The sequence below is a fragment of the Stenotrophomonas sp. PAMC25021 genome (genome assembly GCF_004795795.1).
Taxonomy (GTDB): Bacteria; Pseudomonadota; Gammaproteobacteria; order Xanthomonadales; family Xanthomonadaceae; genus Stenotrophomonas; species Stenotrophomonas muris.
In genome coordinates this window covers 4,485,341-4,502,474 of sequence record NZ_CP039255.1, presented here as the reverse complement: position 1 = coordinate 4,502,474, position 17,134 = coordinate 4,485,341, and the positions used below count along the sequence as shown (strand labels likewise).

Below are 17,134 nucleotides of genomic sequence, written 5' to 3'. Positions count from 1 at the left end.
AAATGTATACGCCGGTGGCGTACTGTCAGGAAGTACCGCCCCTTGCATGCAAGGGGCGGCATTTACACTACTTAGGAGAGAACGCCGCTGAGTCGTGCAGCATGCGCGGACAGCGCATCCATGAGCGGCGGGTTCAACACGTCGTACGGCTCCAGGGACAGAGCCTTCAGGCGGCTACGGACGCCGTCCATCTGTTCCGGCCTTGCGCCGCCGCCTTCGATGATCGAAGACACGAATGCGGCGAAGCGCGGTTCTTCCCAGCCCTTCTGTTCGGACAGTTCAACGTGAATGAAATCCAGGCCGTAGAAGGCATGGGACTTGTTCTCGATGCGGCCAAACATGTGGACACCGCAGTCCTTGCACGCGTGGCGCTGGATGGTCGCAGCCGGATCGACAATCGCCAGCTTGTCGGCGTTCGCCGTGATCGAAACGGTATCGCGGGGAACGACACCGACCACGGAGAAGATGGCGCCTTCCGGCTTCCAGCACTTGGTGCAACCACAGGCGTGGTTGTGGGCCACATTGCTTGCGACGGAGATCTCAACCGGCTTGTCAGAGCACAGGCACTTCAGCGTGCCGCCCTTGAAGCCGGCGGTTCCGGCAACGACGCCGGAATCGACCGAGGGATGGATAGTTTGGTGTTGCATGGACTTAAACTCCTATTGTTGGAAGTGCAGCACCGGTTGCCCGGTGCTGCGGTGCATCAGTAGTTGATGACAGTACGAATGGACTTGCCTTCGTGCATGAGTTCGAAGGCTTCGTTGATTGCTTCCAGGCCCATCGTATGGGTCACGAACGGAGCCAGATCGATCTCACCCCGCATGGCGTCTTCGACCATGCCAGGCAGCTGGCTACGGCCCTTCACACCACCGAAGGCACTGCCAATCCAGCGACGACCGGTCACGAGCTGGAACGGACGGGTGGAGATCTCCTGACCAGCACCGGCCACACCGATGACAACGCTCTGGCCCCAGCCGCGGTGTGCACACTCCAGCGCAGAACGCATCACATTGACGTTGCCGATGCACTCGAAGCTGTGATCGACGCCCCAGCCGGTCATCTCAACGATGACTTCTTGAACCGGACGGTCGTAATCCTTCGGGTTCACGAATTCGGTTGCGCCGAACTGCTTGGCCAACTCGAACTTGGACGGGTTGGTGTCCACTGCGATGATGCGACCAGCCTTCGCCTGACGAGCACCCTGGATCACCGCCAGGCCGATGCCACCGAGGCCGAACACGGCCACGCTGTCACCTTCCTGCACCTTGGCCGTGTTGTGCACCGCACCAATGCCAGTGGTGACACCGCAACCGAGCAGGCAGACGTGCTCCGGATTCGCTTCCGGATTGATCTTGGCCAGAGAGACTTCGGCCACGACGGTGTACTCGCTGAAGGTCGAGCAGCCCATGTAGTGATACAGCGGCTGGCCGTTGTAGCTGAAGCGGCTGGTGCCATCAGGCATCACGCCCTTACCCTGGGTGGCGCGTACGGCAACGCACAGGTTGGTCTTGCCGCTCTTGCAGAACAGACACTCACCGCATTCTGCGGTGTACAGCGGGATGACGTGATCGCCGGGCTTCACACTGGTCACGCCCTCGCCCACTTCGACAACGATGCCGGCGCCTTCATGGCCCAGCACCACCGGGAACAGGCCTTCAGGGTCATTGCCCGACAGGGTGAATGCGTCGGTATGGCAGACACCGGTGCTGGTGATCTTCACCAGTACTTCGCCCTTCTTCGGCGGAGCAACATCGATTTCGACGATCTCGAGCGGTTGACCGGGACCGAATGCAACGGCTGCACGGGATTTCATGTGAGTTCTCCTTGGGTGTAACGAGATAAGTGCGACAACGGTCTTTGGGGCGAGCTTGATCAGTGGAACATCGGGCGCGCCGCCCCTGGCGCCGGCTCTAGAACGCGTTTCAATCAGGTCGAATGCGCCTACAGCATTCTTCTTGGCGAGCTGTTGGGACCAAGTATTGGACTTCGATGGATTGCTGTATATGGAATAGATTGGATTTCATAATTCCTATCCATGGAATTATTAACTCACAGCTCCGCCCCCCAGCTCGCCCGCATCAATGCAACTTGAGGCGAGGCTCCGTACTCCGTCCCAATGCGTCTGCCAGCATGCGAGCAACCACCCGGCGTGTACCGAACAGGCTCCTCTGATGCATGCGATACAGTGAGATGTAGAACATCCTGGCCAGCCAGCCCTCGACCTTGAATGACCCCATGAGGTTGCCCATCAGCGTGCCAACGGCGCCCTCCCTCGACAGGGACACCAGCGATCCATAGTCCCGATAGGTGAAGCTGGGCAGCGGGCGCCCCTCGATACGGCGGGCAATTGCCAGCGCAAGGAAGTGAGCCTGCTGATGAGCGGCCTGTGCCCTTGGAGGCACGTTTGTACCGCTGTGTCCATTCGGGCAGGCTGCACAATCCCCGAATGCGAAGATGTTCGGATCCTGCGTTGTCTGCAGCGTTTCAGATACCTCGAGCTGGTTGATGCGATTGGTCTTGAGGTTCCCGAGGGATGCAAGGAAGACGGGAGCACGGATGCCCGCCGCCCATACCTTCAGCCTCGCAGCAACCTTGATGCCATTGGCGAGTTGCAGGCCCTCTTCATCCACCAGGGTGACAGCCGAGCCACACATGACACGAACGCCTTCATGTACAAGTCGCTCGGCTACCGGCAGGCTCACGCGCTCTGGCAGAGCTGGCAGCACTCGCGGACCAGCCTCGATAAGCGTGATCTTCAGATTCTCGGGAGAGATCTTGTCCAGCCCATAAGCGCTAAATTGCCTCGCAGCATCACGCAACTCGGCAGCCAGCTCGACACCGGTGGCACCGGCGCCGACGATCGCAACCTCCAGTGTTTCTGACTTGCCACGCGCTTGCGCGCCCATGTACTCGCTCAGCAGCCGCTTCTGGAAAGCAATGGCGGCATCGGGATCGTCCAGGAACAGGCAATGATCCGCTGCACCGGGAGTTCCAAAGTCGTTCGTTCCGCTACCCACGCTGATCACCAGGGTGTCGTAGGAGATCGAGCGACGGGGCGCAATAACGTTGCCCTCCTCATCGTACAGTGGGGCAAGCTCGATCTTTCTGGACTTCTGATCCAAACCCGTCATCCGCCCCAACTGAAACTGGAAGTGATTCCAGCTAGCCTGGGCGAGATAGTTGAGCTCACTTTCTGCGGCATCCAACGCGCCTGAGGCAACCTCGTGAAGAAGTGGCTTCCACAGATGCGTCATCCGAGCATCGACAAGAGTGACTTTTGCTCGCCCTGAGCGCCCGAGCTTCCGGCCCAGCTGCGTAGCCAGCTCCAGCCCTCCGGCCCCACCACCAACAATGACAATACGATGCATTTTGATTCCCCAGGTATTTGAGTTGCCAGCGACGCCCACGAGCACTTCATGGCTCAGGCATCTAGACGTTGGTTAGTTCAGGACCTCAACGGAATGGAAGCGGAGCTGACCATCCCAATCCTTGTCGACGGCTACCTGCGCTCGTGCACGGCTTGCTTCGAGCGCTGCGAAGTCAATGTCAGCAATCGCCCACTCCTGATCGTCGGAGGTCGCTGCGAGCACGCCGTCACTGGGGAAGCCATGGTCCATCGGTGAGAGGATCATTGCTTCACCGGTGTTGATATCAAGCGCTTCACTCCAGTCGGCGACGCCGGCGGTGACCGCCTTTGCCACAAACATCCGATTCTCAAGCGCTCGCGCTCGGCACCCAACATCGACACGGGTGGCACCGGCGTCGGTGTCGGTGCAACTTGGCACCAACAGCAAGCGCACCCCTGCCTCCTGCTGGAGGCGAACAGGAAGCGGAAATTCGCTGTCATAGCAAACCGCAATCCCGACACGCTTTCCGTCCTGCTCAAACGCCGCGATGCGATCGCCAGGCTCGATGACAACTGCCTGCTTCTCGAAGCCAGTAAGCTGAAGCTTGTCCTGCCATCCGCTGCGACCATCAGCTGTGAACCACCAGGCACGGTTGCGATACATCCCATGGGATGTTGCGGTGAGGAACGTTCCTGCCTGGATGGTCATTCCCAGTTCGACAGCCAAGGTGCTATAGAGCTCACACCATGCGCTCTGATAGATCTGGAGCGACTCCAGGGTGGACCTCAGGCTAAGCTGAAGAGCTTCTGGAAGAGTCGAACCCAGTTCCAGCGACAGGTATTCCGGAAGTACTGCAAGCTCAACTCCTTGTTCCCTTGCGTCATTCAGAATTCGGCGCTGGCGCGCAGCGAACTCGGCAAAGGTCTTCGGACGACCGATCACGTACTTAGCTGCTGCAATCTTCATGTAACGTCCTCCAAGGAACGGAGCCAAAGTGAAAGTGTCTGCTCGGTTTCGTGCGTGGCCCCATGCTGCCGCCAGGGAAGAGCGACCTTCATCGCGCTCTGTTGTGCATACCCACGGCGAGTCCAGAAGCCTTCATTGCTTCGATATCCAGGTGGCCTAAGCGGATCAGTCTCCGACCGAACCACCGACGCGAAAGAAGACCACTTGAAGCCCTTTCGTCGGGCTTGCTCCTCTCTTCGATCAAAGAAGACGTGGCCCAAGCCAGCTCCTCTGTACTCCGGCCTCAGTACGGACTCCCCGCAGTAGAAGACTTCTTCTGGCCGGGGACCGTGCTCCTGGAAGGGACGAATGAAAGCGGCATCGGCGCTCAACAAAGGAAGGCCAGTCGATGCACCTACAACGTCCCTTCCATCCCTGGCCAGGACAACGATGCCCCCGTCAGACGTCGCATAGTTGCGGAGGTAGTGACGCTCATAGTCCATGTCTCCTTCGTACAGGTAGGGATAGCTACTGAATATCTCGATCCGCAGCTGAGCGACGCGATCGAGCCAGTCCTCGATTTCGGTGCCGACCAGTACCTCTACTCGCACGTTGGTAGCCATTTCAGGGCGCCTTGTGGACCTGGGAAATCCAGTCCTCCAGGTTGTAGTAGTTGGTAACGCGCGCAATCTTTCCATCACGGATGTCAAAGAACGCGCCACCGGGAAGAACATAGATCTGCCCTGCCGCTGCAGGGAGACCTTCGTCCGTGTGGTGGTAGAGTCCGTGCACCACGTACTCCGCGCCGGCACGCGCACCATCGCTGCTGTACATCACCACGATGTCGTGAAGCTGCTCGCTGTAGCAGGAATCCATGCGGCTCAGGAACGCGCGGAATGCGTCGATCCCTACTTCGCGATTCCCCTGATTTAGATCGTGCACAACGTCATCAGTGAGCATCGAGAGCATCGCGTCGCGATCACCGCGGTTGAATGCCTGGTAGTACTCTTCGATGTAGTTGAACTTGCTCATCAGGTTCTCCGGTCAGGTGAGGGTGTGGAGGAATTCTGGAGACCTGAAGAATTGTTGTATATGGAATTGATAGGATTTCATAATTCCCTAAAATGGAATAATATGAGCCCAACGACCACGGGGGCCTTGAGATGAACAGCGAGCTGGATCTTCTAAAGACGTTTAGGGCCGCGGCTGAGGCGCCGAGCTTTCGTGAGGCCGCTGTTCGACTGGGAAGCTCTCCTCAGGCCATCACCCGAGCGATACAGGCCCTTGAAAGTCATTACGGGGAGCTGTTGTTCCACCGAAGCACACGCCAGGTTCGCATCACGGCCTTTGGGGAGGATCTCTTACATCAGCTGCGGCCGGCGCTTGAGGGCTTAGACAAGCTGTGGCGCCCGCGAACCAAGGCGACGGCCTCACAGATTGTGGGCACAGTCCGAATTAGTGCCCCTCACAGCATGGGCTCCAGGGCAGTTCTTGCCGCCTTGGATACAGTGACCCAAAGTCACCCGGGAATTGTCTTGGACGTTCGCTTAAGCGATCGGGTTGCAGACGCTGTCGATGAAGGGATCGATGTCGGAATCCGCGTCGGCTTCATGCGTGATAGCAGATTCATTGCGAAGAAGGCAGGAGAGATGCGACTGCACATCGTTGGCTCCCCCGCACTTGTAGAGAGAATCGGAGCACCAGCGGAGACTAGCGAGCTCTCGCGGTTTCCACTGGTTGCGTCGGTGGACATCAATACAGGCAGGCCCTGGCCCTGGTACCTGGCTGGAGGCGTACAGGTGGCGCCGACAGCACCGGCCTTCATTGCAGACAATGCCGACATGGAGATGGCAGGGGTCATTGCGGGCTTGGGGTTTGCCCAACTTGCTGATTACATGGCTGCCCCACTCATTCAGTCAGGTGTTCTGCAGCGTGTGATGGAAGAATTCGATCCTGCCCCGTGGGGCTTGTACGTCTATCGGCCACAACGCGGCCCAGTCTCACCTCGCGTCAGAGTAGTTTTCGATGCACTCCATTCCGCCGTCGGAGCACTACCGAGCCTTATGCAGATGACGCCCTCCCCCACCTCGGCCCTAACGCCATCCAAAGCAGGGAAGCGCTAACGCCGAGTCGCTTGGCCGCTCTCTGATACGGGATCTGGCCACCATGAGCGCCAGGGACGCTCATGGTGGCCAAAAGAGCGTCGGGTCAACCCGCGCGGGCGAGTTCCTCAGCCAAGAAGGGGGCGGTACGGCTTCTCTTCACGCGAGCGACCTGTTTTGGAGTTCCTGCCGCCACGATCTGCCCGCCCGCGTCACCGGCACCTGGACCCACGTCGATTACCCAATCCGCCTGAGCAACGGCACGCATGTCGTGCTCGATCATGACCACCGTATTGCCGGAATCAACGAGCCGCTGGAGCTGCACAAGCAGCCTATCCGCGTCCGAGGCATGGAGGCCCGTAGTAGGTTCATCCAGGACATACAGTGTCCGCCCGCGCTGGCTCCGTTGAAGCTCTGTGGCCAGCTTGATTCGCTGCGCTTCACCACCCGATAGCTCGGTAGCCGGCTGGCCCAGTCGAAGGTATCCAAGGCCGATCTCCTTCAGCAACTGAAGTGGGCGAGCGATCGCGTCCTCATCGCCAAAGAATTCACGTGCATCCTCCACAGTCATCCGCAGAACGTCTGCAATGTTCTTACCGTTCCAAAGCACCTTCAGCGTAGCCTCGTTGTATCGCGCACCGTGGCACGTTGGGCACGGTGCATAGACGCTAGGCATAAACAGCAGCTCGACGCTCACGAATCCCTCCCCTTCGCACGTCTCACAACGTCCCTTGGCCACGTTGAAGGAGAATCGACCTGCGTCGTAACGTCGACGCCGCGCATCTGGTGTTGCGGCAAAAAGCTTTCGAACATGATCGAAAAGGCCGGTGTAAGTCGCGAGATTCGATCGCGGCGTCCGTCCGATTGGCTTCTGATCAACCTGGACGAGACGCTGAATAGCATCGACATCTCCGCCGAGGTGTCCCCCTGTCGTCTCGATGACGGTTGGCCCGTCTGCTGCCCCCGTTTCCACCGCGTCGTCCTCAGGCTCGTGCCCAAGTTGAAGCATCATCAGCTCCGGCAACGCCTGGGCGACGAGGCTGGACTTGCCCGATCCCGAAATCCCGGTCACCGCGGTGAGGATGCCCAAAGGTATCTTTGCATCAATGCGCTTCAGGTTGTGACGCTGGATGCCCTGAAGTTCCAGCCAACCACTCGCTTGACGCTCTTGGCCACTAGGGGGCGGGACCTTGTCAAAGAGGTACAACGCGGTACGTGACTCGTCGATGTCACGAAGACCATCCGGCTCTCCACTGTAGAGCACTTTGCCGCCCCGCTCTCCCGCCTCAGGCCCAACATCCACCAACCACTGGGCACGGCGCATCAGCTCCAGATCGTGCTCCACAACAAATACGGAATTACCACCGTCGCGGAGGCGGTCCAAGGCGTCATAGAGAGCCTGGCTGTCGGAGGGATGAAGGCCTGCCGACGGCTCGTCCAACACGTACACCACGCCAAAGAGCAGCGAGCTCAACTGCGTGGCGAGTCTCAATCGCTGCAACTCGCCAGCGGACAATGTCGGCGTAGCGCGATCCAAAGTTAGATAACCAAGCCCAAGGCCACGCAACTGACTGATTCGGCTCATCACTCCACTAGCGAGGCGCTGCGCGGCCAGGCGCTTCTCCTCCGACAGCGCTGAGGTGCGGCGGACGTCAGGAGACACCGCGTGGACCGCCCGCCCACTGGCCGCCCTATCGGCGCGATCACGACGGGTGGCCTCCTTGTTCGCCTTCCCCCCGCCAGCATGAGCACTGAAGTCTCCTCGAGAAATGGGCTCGAGCAGGGACGCCAGTTGGTCAAGAGGCATCTGCATGAATTGACCAATGTCCACACCCGCAAATGTCACTGACAGCGACTCTGCCTTAAGGCGCTTGCCATGGCAGGTGGGACAAAGCTTTCCCTCCATGTATCGCGATACGCGGCGCCTCATCAGGGCACTTTGCGTGTTAGCAAACGTGTGCAGGACATACCTACGGGCGCCAGTGAAGGTTCCCATGTAGCTTGGCTCAGTCTTACGCTTCAGGGCCGCACGCGTCTCCGCTGGCGTGAACCCAGCATAGACCGGCACAGTGGGCGACTCCTCGGTAAACAGAATCCAATCGCGGTCCTTCTTGGGAAGGTCCTTCCAAGGTCTATCAATGTCGTAGCCCAGCGTCACCAGAATGTCGCGAAGGTTCTGCCCGTGCCATGCAGGTGGCCACGAAGCAATGGCACGCTCACGGATGCTCAGCTTTGGATCCGGCACCATGAGGGCCTCTGTCACCTCGTACACATGGCCAAGGCCATGGCAGGTCGCGCATGCGCCCTGGGGAGTATTGGGTGAGAAGTCCTCGGCATAGAGCATAGGCTGATCAGCCGGATATGCTCCCGCGCGGGAATACATCATACGAATGAGGCTGGATAGCGTGGTGACGCTACCCACCGAAGATCGCGCATTGCTGGCACCACGCTGCTGCTGCAGTGCTACCGCTGGCGGGAGTCCATCGATGGAGTCAACATCAGGGACGCCTGCTTGATCGATTAGGCGTCGAGCATAGGGAGCAACGGACTCAAAGTACCTCCTTTGAGCTTCCGCATAGATTGTCCCGAATGCAAGAGATGACTTCCCGGAACCGGATACACCGGAAAAGACGACCAGTGCGTTGCGAGGAATTGAGACATCAACGTCTCTAAGGTTGTTCTCACGCGCACCGCGCACCTCTACAAGGCCGCTTGCTGCGACACTGCAGGAAGCTTCACCGAATGTGGCGTTTGGCATGTGCATGTCTCTGTAGGTTGTAGACGTTAAGTTCAGCTGGATCACTGGCCCGAAGAGGGATCGGCTTCGGTTTGCGATGCCTCTTCATCCAAGGCTCGCTGCCATGCCTGTCTCTCAGCCAAGGCGCGCTCAGCTCCCCGATCAGTGGGCCGATACCAGTTCGGCCTCTCCACACCCTCCGGCAGGTACGTCTGTCCAGCTGCGTAGCCGTCTGGCTCATGATGCGCGTAGCGATATGCTTGTCGATACCCCATCTGCCTCATAAGCTTCGCTGGAGCATTCCGAAGATGCATGGGAACTGGTAATGATCCGTGCTCCTTGACGAAGGCCCTTGCTAGATCCCAAGCCGCATAGGACGCATTCGACTTGGGGGAGAGCGCCAGATAGGTCGCAGCCTGGGCCAAGACAATTTCACCTTCAGGAGAGCCAAGTCGCTCATACGCCTGCGCAGCGTGGATGGCCAAGTGCAGAGCGCCCGGATCAGCATTTCCGATATCTTCGCTTGCCATAACAATCATTCGACGTGTGACCTGGCTCACGTCCCCGCCCCCATCCAGAATGCGCGCTAGCCAGTAGAGGGAGGCGTCGGGATCAGAGCCACGCAGTGATTTGTGAAACGCGGAGAGCTGCCAATAGAACTCGTCCCCACCCTTATCGAATCGACGCAGTGACGGGCTGGTGGAGCGCTTGGCAAACTCAAGATCCACCTCTTCCACCCGCTTCTCAGAGGCCGCAGTTGAGACCTGCTCGAGAAGATTCAGGAATCTGCGGCCATCACCATCAGCGAAGCCCTTCAGCAGCTGCAATGCGGGATCGGAGAGGTCAACGCCTCGCAAGTGAGGTCTGGCGCGTTCGTAGAGCTTCTCAAGATCTGCGTCAGACAGAGGCTCAAGTGTGTACACCTGCGCGCGCGAAAGCAGCGCCGAGTTAACGGCCAGTCCTGGATGCTCTGTGGTGCCGCCCACCAGCGTGAGTAGCCCTGATTCAACGTGAGGTAGCAGCGCATCCTGCTGGGCCTTGTTGAACCGGTGAATTTCGTCGACGAAAAGTACCGTGGAGCGACCGCGTACGTCGAGTTCGGCCCGCGCATCATCAATGGCCTGCCTGATGTCCTTTACCCCGGCGAGTACGGCGGAGATCGCAATGAAGTGACTGTCAGTCACCATCGCTGCGAGGCGCCCCAGGGTGGTCTTACCGACGCCCGGGGGCCCCCACATGATGAAGGAGTGCAGACTTCTTGCTTCAAAGGCAAGACGCAAAGGCTTCCCCGGCCCCAGCAGGTGCTGCTGCCCAACAAACTCGTCGAGAGACTTCGGTCGTAGCAGTTCGGCCAGGGGTGCCCTTGGTTTCGCTGTGAATAGATCTGCCAAGGTGTTCTCCTTCGGGAAGTCAGTTGCGAGTATGCATTCGGAGCTTCTTGGCCCCTATTTCAGCTTCCCATCCAATGAGCCGCTTGTGGCATTGCTTGCTTTATCACGGAGGATGATGCGAGCTCCTCTGTATCCAACGCTATGATTCCATACCCAGCTCATTGCGACGCTCAGGCGATTTCGCACTCCGATAAGGAAGTAGATGTGAGCGAGCTTCCAGATCCACCATGCGATTCCTCCGCTCAGCTTTAGCTTCCCCATATCGATTACTGCAAGGCTGCGTCCAATCGTGGCGAGGTTGCCCTGGTGCCGGTACTTGAATGCAGCGGTCCTCCGCGCCCCTGTTATCAGCCCTTCAATCTGGCCCGCGACGTACTTGCCTTGTTGCTTGGCCGCCGGCGCGATTCCAGGAACGGTCTTTCCGTCCGCAGTGGCTGATGAAGCAGTGTCCCCAATCACGAAGATGTTGGGGGAACCAGGCACCGTTAGATCAGGGCCGACGATTGCGCGCCCCGCCCGATCTGATTCGGTGTCGAGCCAACGTGCGGCTGGAGACGCCTGAACTCCGGCTGCCCAGACGATTGTGGATGCCGCCAGCTTCTTGCCATTGAGCATCACCCCATCAGAGGCGCACTCTGTGACAGGTGCCCCCAACAAAACGGATACCCCAAGCTTCTCGAGGGCGCGCCTCGTGTACTCGGAGAGCTTTTCAGGAAAGACAGGAAGCAGCCGCGGACCCGCTTCAATGAGAAATACCCGGGTTTTGCTGGGATCAACTGACCGAAAGTCATCCTGCAGCGTGCCTCGCGCCAGCTCCGCGATGGTTCCGGCAAGCTCGACACCTGTAGGCCCGCCACCAATGATCACAAAGGTTTGAAGGGCTTCTCGAACCTCGGGATCATTGCAGAGCTCCGCTTGCTCGAACGCGCTCAGGATCCTGCCTCGAATGGTTGTTGCGTCCTCCAGGCTCTTCAGGCCTGGAGCGTACTTCGACCATTCGTCATGCCCAAAGTAGGCATGTGTCGCTCCCGTAGCGAGCACAAGGGTGTCGTAAGGGTATCGAGTGCCGTCCTGAAGGATCACTTGGCGGGCAGCTTTATCCACACCCTCGACCTCCGCCATGAGGGTCCTCACCTCCGGGCGGTCACGGAACAGATAGCGGATCGGCCATGCAATCTCCGACGGTGACAGTGACGCACCAGCTACCTGGTAGAGCAGCGGCTGGAACAAGTGATAGTTCCGCCGGTCAATGATTGTTACATCGACATCCACTCCTTCAAGGTGCGTGGCGGCCTCCAGTCCGCCGAAGCCCGCCCCAACGATCACAACTTGATGACGATTTCTGGAGGTCTTGATCACGGCAGCACTCCCTAATTAGGTGCTCAGTGCCGATGCGTGGTGCTTGAGGTGATCGGCAATGAAGCTGGAGATGAAGTAGTAGCTATGGTCGTAACCATCGCGAAGGTTCAGCGAAAGCGGATGATTCGCCTTGGCGCATGCATCTCGAAGCAGTTCAGGGCGAAGCTGATTCTGCAAGAAGTCATCACTGAGCCCTTGATCCACCAGTAGGGGCAGGCGCTCCTTTGCATCTGCAATCAGCTCCACGGCGTCATACTGCCGCCACTGCTCCTGATCTCCCCCCAGGTAGGCCGAAAACGCCTTCTGGCCCCAAGGAACCTGGGTGGGCGCCACTATCGGAGAGAAGGCGGATACGCTGCGATAGCGACCTGGGTTTCGCAAAGCGATGACCAAGGCACCGTGGCCGCCCATTGAGTGGCCGCTAATTGAGCGAGCCTGGCTAACAGGGAAGTTCTTCTCAACGAGAGCAGGCAGCTCACTTACAACGTAGTCATACATGCGGTAGTGGTCAGACCACGGTGCCTCGGTGGCATTGACGTAGAACCCCGCGCCTTGGCCGAGATCGTAAGCTGGATCATCCGCGACGGACTCTCCGCGCGGACTTGTATCCGGAGCAACGATGGCAATGCCATGCTCAGCAGCGAGCTGCTGCACTGCAGACTTGGTGATGAAGTTCTGCTCTGTGCACGTCAGGCCAGAGAGCCAGTAGAGAACAGGTACCGGGCCGCTGGACGCCTGTGGAGGGAGATAGACTCCAAACTTCATGGTGCAACCAAGGCTGGATGATTCATGCTGGTAGACGTCCTGCCATCCACCGAAGCTTGCGTGACGCTCAATGCGTTCCATTGTTCTTTCCTCTGAATTGAATTTGATAGGCCATCTATCGCGAATCGAATGTGGCCTTAAGCGAGGCTTTAGGCCTTGTCCTCGACTGCCGAGTCACCGTGTGCATGCCTAATCCTTCGGACAATCCACCAAATCAGCAGCAATACAGCGGGAACCAAGATCGCAGTGACGGTTGCTGCGATGTCATGCGTCCCAGGCAAACCCTTGAGCAGGTATGCGAGAAGACTCACGACGTAGTACGAGATGGCGGCCACCGACAAACCTTCCACCGTCTGCTGCAGGCGCAGCTGAACCTTCGCCCGTTCATTCATGGACGCCAGTAGGTCGCGGTTCTGCCGCTCGAGCTCAACATCAATCCACGACCGAAGGAGCGAGATTGAGCGCGTCAACTTGTCTGAGAGCTTCCCCTGTCGCTCCTTCACTGACTGGCAAGTTCGCATGGCCGGTGCAATCCTTCGATACAAGAAGTCCGCCCAGGTGCTATAGCCGGCAACTTGATCCTCCGCCAACGCATCCAGTCGCTCTTCAACAATTTCGTAGTAAGCCCGACTTGCACCAAACCTATAGAGATTTGCCGCGGCGTCCGCCTCCAACTCTGCAGCCAAGCTGGTCAAATCCGAGAGGAGTACGTCACTGTCACGACGTCCACCGGAGGCCCTGCGCATCTCTTCAGTAATTGCAGCCAGACGCGCCTCCATGCGACGAAGATTCGACGTCATGGAGCGAGTCAGCGGTAGCGCTAGCAGGGCAAGCGTTCGGTATGTCTCGACCTCGAGCAGTCGTTGTGCCAGCGCCCCTGCCCGCGCCGGAGTCAGGCCGCGATCAAGGATGAGCATGTGGGTTAGCCCTTCCTCGTCTTGCCGGAAGTCGGTCACAATGGCCGCGGCACCGTTCTCAACCAGCGAATAGCAGCGGCTGACGGGATCAAAGCAATCTATTTCCTTCTCCGCCTCCGCGGTCCAAGGCAAAAGCCTGACGCTAACAGCCGAGATCACGGGTCCTGGCGGCTTGAACCCCTGTCTAAACGGGTTGTCCCCACAAGGCTCACCTGTTTCTGAGCTCAGTGGTGCGCTCCAGAGGTAGGAAGAGAACTCAGTGTGCTTCTCGCAGTGCAGATCGCCCTCATTCCACGTAAGCGCGTGATGAGGTGTGGTGTGATCCTCGACTGCAGCCCCCATACGACCTGAAAGATCGTCGATCGCGGCACGATCTCGACTCATGTCCCCTTCTGTCATGAAGGAGAGCTGGAGAAGGCTTCGCGGAGACTGGGTGAGCAGGTGCGGTCGCGCATGGACTTCCTCAACGGCGGCGCGGCGGTCCGCGTGCGCCGGCATCCCATATACGTAGCCTTCTGCTGGCGTGCCTGCAGCTTGGCTCAGGCCGGATGGGTCATTCATACATAGCCTCAAGAATGGATGATCTTCTAAACACCGCTCACGGGAGGTCTATCACTTGCTTGTGCGATAGCTCAGCGAAAGGTCGCGTGGTGGAACCGGCTCTGGTGTAGGGCGGTAGTGGGAACCACAACAAGCTGGGAGGACGGCACCGCATAGATCGCAGGCCCTTGCTCTCCCACCTTCCAAGCCAGGCGCGGACCACATGGGAGTCGCAACGAGGCTGGAAGCTCACTTCAAAGGGCCTGCCATGACTCAGTCAGATGCGGAAAGCAACGATGCCGACAGAGATTGCCCGCTCCAAGAAATACAGACAGGCGCAACTCGACTGACATCATCCAGCATGCCTTGGAGCCTCCTGGAAAGGCCTCAACGTCCTAGTCGTGACGCCCTAACCCACGAAGGGGTTAGGAATGGCGGGTTCTACTTGGAAATGAAGTAGTTCGGACACCCATAGATTGCCTCCTCTACTTAGTACTAGCGCCATCAAGCAATGTCGCGAACTGACTAACGGAGATAGGAGCGGACAATAGAGATGGTCTCGTCAATCGACTTCCTTTGAGAGTCGGTGTGGGTGTCGCTATGCGGGAACTCTTCACGCAGATAGCTCTCCAGAACCGTCGCCATCAAACCATTGACCGCCCCGCGCACAGCAGCAAGCTGCTGAAGTACTGCAGCACATTCCGCCCCGCTCTCCAGAGCCTGCTCCAATGCAGCCACCTGTCCGCTGATCCGACGTACGCGGGTAAGGGCCTGCTTTTTCTCCCGAGGGCTGTGAGGCATTGCGCACCTGTCCGTATCACATGAGGGGACGATACTATACTCCCCGATAGTATGCAAGCTAGCAATCTGGGAGGGTCTTTAGCTCCGTCAACTGAGTCTGCGCCTGATTTCGAGCAGCCGCCAGAGGCCAGTGAAAGGCCCCTCTCGCCCCACCCGCACACCAGAAAAGGCGGGCTCCTGCAGGAGCCACGCCCCACCACTCGGGAGAGTGGTTACATGTAGATGAATTGGCGGTATAGCTTGTCTAGCTCCAGCCGGACGAACTCGATCTCCTCCTCGTCCCCGGCATCAGAGAGATCCAGAAGCTGTCGCTCCTTTGATGTAATTCGATCACAGAGATCTTCTAGGCTGGCGCAGAACTCCGCTGAATGGGCTTGCGACCGGTCAGGGCGAGCCTCTGTTGATCCCAACATTCCGCGAGACGTTGACGGGGTGATGCCGAACTCCTCATTGAACGCGATCTGATGCTGTCGCCTGTCATCAGTCTCAGAAATGGCCTGCCGCATCGCACTGGTGATCGTATCGGCATACATGATCGCCTTACCGCGCGAGTTTCTTGCAGCTCGTCCAATCATCTGAATGAGGGCCTGGCTCGACCGAAGGAAGCCCGCCTGGTCCGCATCAACGATAGCGACCAGAGAGGCCTCGGGAATATCGAGCCCCTCTCTCAGCAGGCTGATACCCACTAGCACATCGAACTCGCCGGCCCTCAGCCCATTGATGATCTCAACTCGATCCTCTGCCTTGATATCCGAGTGCATGTACTTCGCACGCACCCCTTGATCCTCGAGGAACTCGCACAGCTCCTCAGCAGACACCTTTGTCAGCGTGGTCACCAAGACCCTGTCGCCCTCTCGTACACAACGGGCGATCTCTGACAGAAGATCGCACCTGTAGCCCTCCCTAGGCCTCACCTCTACCAGCGGATCGAGCAAGCCAGTGGGCCTGATGAGCTGGTCAATCAATCTTCCCTTGGATCTCCCAATCTCATAGGCGCCAGGCGTAGCCGAAACGAAGATCGTCTGGGGCTTGATGGCTTCAAACTCAGAGAAGCTAAGCGGTCTGTTGTTCATTGCCGAAGGTAGACGGAACCCGTACTCGATTAGAGTCTCCTTCCTGCTCTGATCGCTCCTGAACATTGCCGCGATCTGAGGAACCATGACGTGCGACTCGTCAACAAATAGCAGGCCATCCTTCGGGAGGTAGTCCATGAGCGTCGTCGGCCTAGCTCCTGACGGCTTTGAGTTCAGGTAACTGGAGTAGTTCTCCATGCCAGAGCAATATCCCAGCTCCCTCATCATCTCCACGTCGTTCGTGATCTTCTCGTAAAGCCTATTTGCCTCAACGATTCGACCAGATGCGTTGAGCTCCGCCACCCTGGCCTCCAAATCCTTGAGGATGGCCTTCGTAGCCTCATTGATTTCTGTTTTGGGGCTTGCGAAGAGTGTCTTTGGAGAAACGAGGTAGCGCGTCTCATCGCCAAGCTTCTTCCCTGTAACCGCATCAATCCAGATGAGCGACTGCACTCTCCCCTCGTCCGTGAGCTCTACTCTAATTGCCTTGTACTCAGAGTCGGCGGGAAAAATATCGACCACATCGCCAGACACACGGAACGTGCCACGCTTCAGGGTCCGCTCAGTCCTGTCGTACTGAAGCGATGCAAGCCGACGCAGGAAGTCCCTCTGATCCAGCTCGATTCCAAGCGCAAGCTCAACCTGCAGATCCCGGTAGCTCTGTGGGTCTCCCAGTCCATAGATTGAGGACACCGAAGCGACAACAATCACGTCTCTACGCTCAATCAGAGACTTCGTAGTCGATAGTCGAAGCCTCTCAAGGTGATCATTGATGGCTGAGTCTTTCTGGATGTAACGATCGCTACCTGGGATATAGACCTCTGGCTGGAAGAAGTCGTAGTAGGAAACGAAATACTCCACGGCGTTCTCGGGGAACAGCGCCTTCATCTCCCCGTAGAGCTGAGCAGTCAACGTCTTGTTTGGCGCAAGAATGAGCGTGGGTCGCTTCAGCCGATGGATCACATTGGCCATCGTGAAGGTCTTCCCTGACCCTGTAATTCCCTTCAAGGTCTGATGTGTTGCTCCCTCCTCGATGCCAGCAATCAGCCTGGCAATCGCCTCGGGCTGATCCCCCGCCGGCGTATGATCCGAATGCATCACGAACATATCTGTTGACATCACTCTTGCTCCTGCTAGCTCAATTTTTGATCGTTATG

At 58.3% G+C, this 17,134-nt stretch carries 14 protein-coding genes; 1 reads left to right on the top strand and 13 read right to left on the bottom strand.

The window, feature by feature from the left end:
- Window positions 1-71: 71 nt before the first annotated feature.
- The 6 genes from gfa to E5790_RS20870 form a co-directional block, all read right to left on the bottom strand.
- Entirely contained in the window at window positions 72-647 is a 576-nt protein-coding gene (gfa, locus tag E5790_RS20895) for an S-(hydroxymethyl)glutathione synthase (RefSeq protein WP_005413334.1), read from the bottom strand.
- A 56-nt stretch (window positions 648-703) separates the two neighbouring features.
- Window positions 704-1,813, bottom strand: coding sequence for an S-(hydroxymethyl)glutathione dehydrogenase/class III alcohol dehydrogenase (locus E5790_RS20890; RefSeq protein WP_005413335.1), 1,110 nt, complete (start codon window positions 1,811-1,813; stop codon window positions 704-706).
- A gap of 265 nt (window positions 1,814-2,078) precedes the next feature.
- Window positions 2,079-3,368: an NAD(P)/FAD-dependent oxidoreductase gene (locus tag E5790_RS20885; RefSeq protein WP_032966740.1), complete on the bottom strand. Its 1,290-nt coding sequence runs from the start codon at window positions 3,366-3,368 to the stop codon at window positions 2,079-2,081.
- Window positions 3,369-3,440: 72 nt separating this feature from the next.
- On the bottom strand, window positions 3,441-4,313 hold the full coding sequence (locus E5790_RS20880; RefSeq protein WP_005413337.1) for a carbon-nitrogen hydrolase family protein: 873 nt from the start codon (window positions 4,311-4,313) through the stop codon (window positions 3,441-3,443).
- Window positions 4,310-4,915, bottom strand: coding sequence for a GNAT family N-acetyltransferase (locus tag E5790_RS20875; protein WP_017354477.1), 606 nt, complete (start codon window positions 4,913-4,915; stop codon window positions 4,310-4,312). The genes E5790_RS20880 and E5790_RS20875 overlap by 4 nt, the downstream gene beginning before the upstream one ends.
- A gap of 1 nt (window position 4,916) precedes the next feature.
- Complete coding sequence (locus E5790_RS20870) at window positions 4,917-5,324, bottom strand: ketosteroid isomerase-related protein (protein ID WP_005413338.1); 408 nt, start codon at window positions 5,322-5,324, stop codon at window positions 4,917-4,919.
- Window positions 5,325-5,455: 131 nt separating this feature from the next.
- On the opposite strand from E5790_RS20870, the gene E5790_RS20865 reads away from it, so the two are divergent.
- The gene (locus E5790_RS20865; protein WP_032966742.1) at window positions 5,456-6,415 is read left to right on the top strand and encodes a LysR family transcriptional regulator; all 960 of its coding nucleotides are present in this window, start codon (window positions 5,456-5,458) and stop codon (window positions 6,413-6,415) included.
- 85 nt (window positions 6,416-6,500) lie between these two features.
- On the opposite strand, the gene E5790_RS20860 is transcribed toward E5790_RS20865, so the two are convergent.
- From E5790_RS20860 to uvrB, 7 genes are all read right to left on the bottom strand, one after another.
- Entirely contained in the window at window positions 6,501-9,152 is a 2,652-nt protein-coding gene (locus tag E5790_RS20860) for an excinuclease ABC subunit UvrA (protein WP_032967168.1), read from the bottom strand.
- A 41-nt stretch (window positions 9,153-9,193) separates the two neighbouring features.
- Window positions 9,194-10,522: a replication-associated recombination protein A gene (locus E5790_RS20855; protein ID WP_005413341.1), complete on the bottom strand. Its 1,329-nt coding sequence runs from the start codon at window positions 10,520-10,522 to the stop codon at window positions 9,194-9,196.
- Between the two features lie 54 nt (window positions 10,523-10,576).
- Window positions 10,577-11,881: an NAD(P)/FAD-dependent oxidoreductase gene (locus tag E5790_RS20850; RefSeq protein WP_032966743.1), complete on the bottom strand. Its 1,305-nt coding sequence runs from the start codon at window positions 11,879-11,881 to the stop codon at window positions 10,577-10,579.
- Window positions 11,882-11,896: 15 nt separating this feature from the next.
- Window positions 11,897-12,727 carry an S-formylglutathione hydrolase gene (gene fghA / locus E5790_RS20845; protein ID WP_005413342.1) on the bottom strand — a complete coding sequence of 277 codons (831 nt, stop codon included), beginning with the start codon at window positions 12,725-12,727 and terminating at the stop codon, window positions 11,897-11,899.
- Window positions 12,728-12,795: 68 nt separating this feature from the next.
- The gene (locus E5790_RS20840; protein ID WP_005413343.1) at window positions 12,796-14,124 is read right to left on the bottom strand and encodes a DUF3422 family protein; all 1,329 of its coding nucleotides are present in this window, start codon (window positions 14,122-14,124) and stop codon (window positions 12,796-12,798) included.
- Window positions 14,125-14,628: 504 nt separating this feature from the next.
- A complete protein-coding gene (gene frmR / locus E5790_RS20835; protein ID WP_017354484.1) occupies window positions 14,629-14,904 on the bottom strand; it encodes a formaldehyde-responsive transcriptional repressor FrmR in 276 nt (91 codons plus the stop codon).
- A gap of 212 nt (window positions 14,905-15,116) precedes the next feature.
- Window positions 15,117-17,096 carry an excinuclease ABC subunit UvrB gene (uvrB, locus tag E5790_RS20830; RefSeq protein WP_005413344.1) on the bottom strand — a complete coding sequence of 660 codons (1,980 nt, stop codon included), beginning with the start codon at window positions 17,094-17,096 and terminating at the stop codon, window positions 15,117-15,119.
- Window positions 17,097-17,134 lie beyond the last annotated feature (38 nt).

Bases quoted from the DNA above. Each gene is read 5' to 3' on its own strand.
- E5790_RS20885 (WP_032966740.1), bottom strand. From the start codon at position 3,368: ATGCATCGTATTGTCATTGTTGGTGGTGGGGCCGGAGGGCTGGAGCTG.
- E5790_RS20860 (WP_032967168.1), bottom strand. From the start codon at position 9,152: ATGCCAAACGCCACATTCGGTGAAGCTTCCTGCAGTGTCGCAGCAAGC.
- E5790_RS20840 (WP_005413343.1), bottom strand. From the start codon at position 14,124: ATGAATGACCCATCCGGCCTGAGCCAAGCTGCAGGCACGCCAGCAGAA.
- E5790_RS20880 (WP_005413337.1), bottom strand. From the start codon at position 4,313: ATGAAGATTGCAGCAGCTAAGTACGTGATCGGTCGTCCGAAGACCTTT.
- E5790_RS20875 (WP_017354477.1), bottom strand. From the start codon at position 4,915: ATGGCTACCAACGTGCGAGTAGAGGTACTGGTCGGCACCGAAATCGAG.
- gfa (WP_005413334.1), bottom strand. From the start codon at position 647: ATGCAACACCAAACTATCCATCCCTCGGTCGATTCCGGCGTCGTTGCC.
- uvrB (WP_005413344.1), bottom strand. From the start codon at position 17,096: ATGTCAACAGATATGTTCGTGATGCATTCGGATCATACGCCGGCGGGG.
- frmR (WP_017354484.1), bottom strand. From the start codon at position 14,904: ATGCCTCACAGCCCTCGGGAGAAAAAGCAGGCCCTTACCCGCGTACGT.
- E5790_RS20890 (WP_005413335.1), bottom strand. From the start codon at position 1,813: ATGAAATCCCGTGCAGCCGTTGCATTCGGTCCCGGTCAACCGCTCGAG.
- fghA (WP_005413342.1), bottom strand. From the start codon at position 12,727: ATGGAACGCATTGAGCGTCACGCAAGCTTCGGTGGATGGCAGGACGTC.
- E5790_RS20870 (WP_005413338.1), bottom strand. From the start codon at position 5,324: ATGAGCAAGTTCAACTACATCGAAGAGTACTACCAGGCATTCAACCGC.
- E5790_RS20865 (WP_032966742.1), top strand. From the start codon at position 5,456: ATGAACAGCGAGCTGGATCTTCTAAAGACGTTTAGGGCCGCGGCTGAG.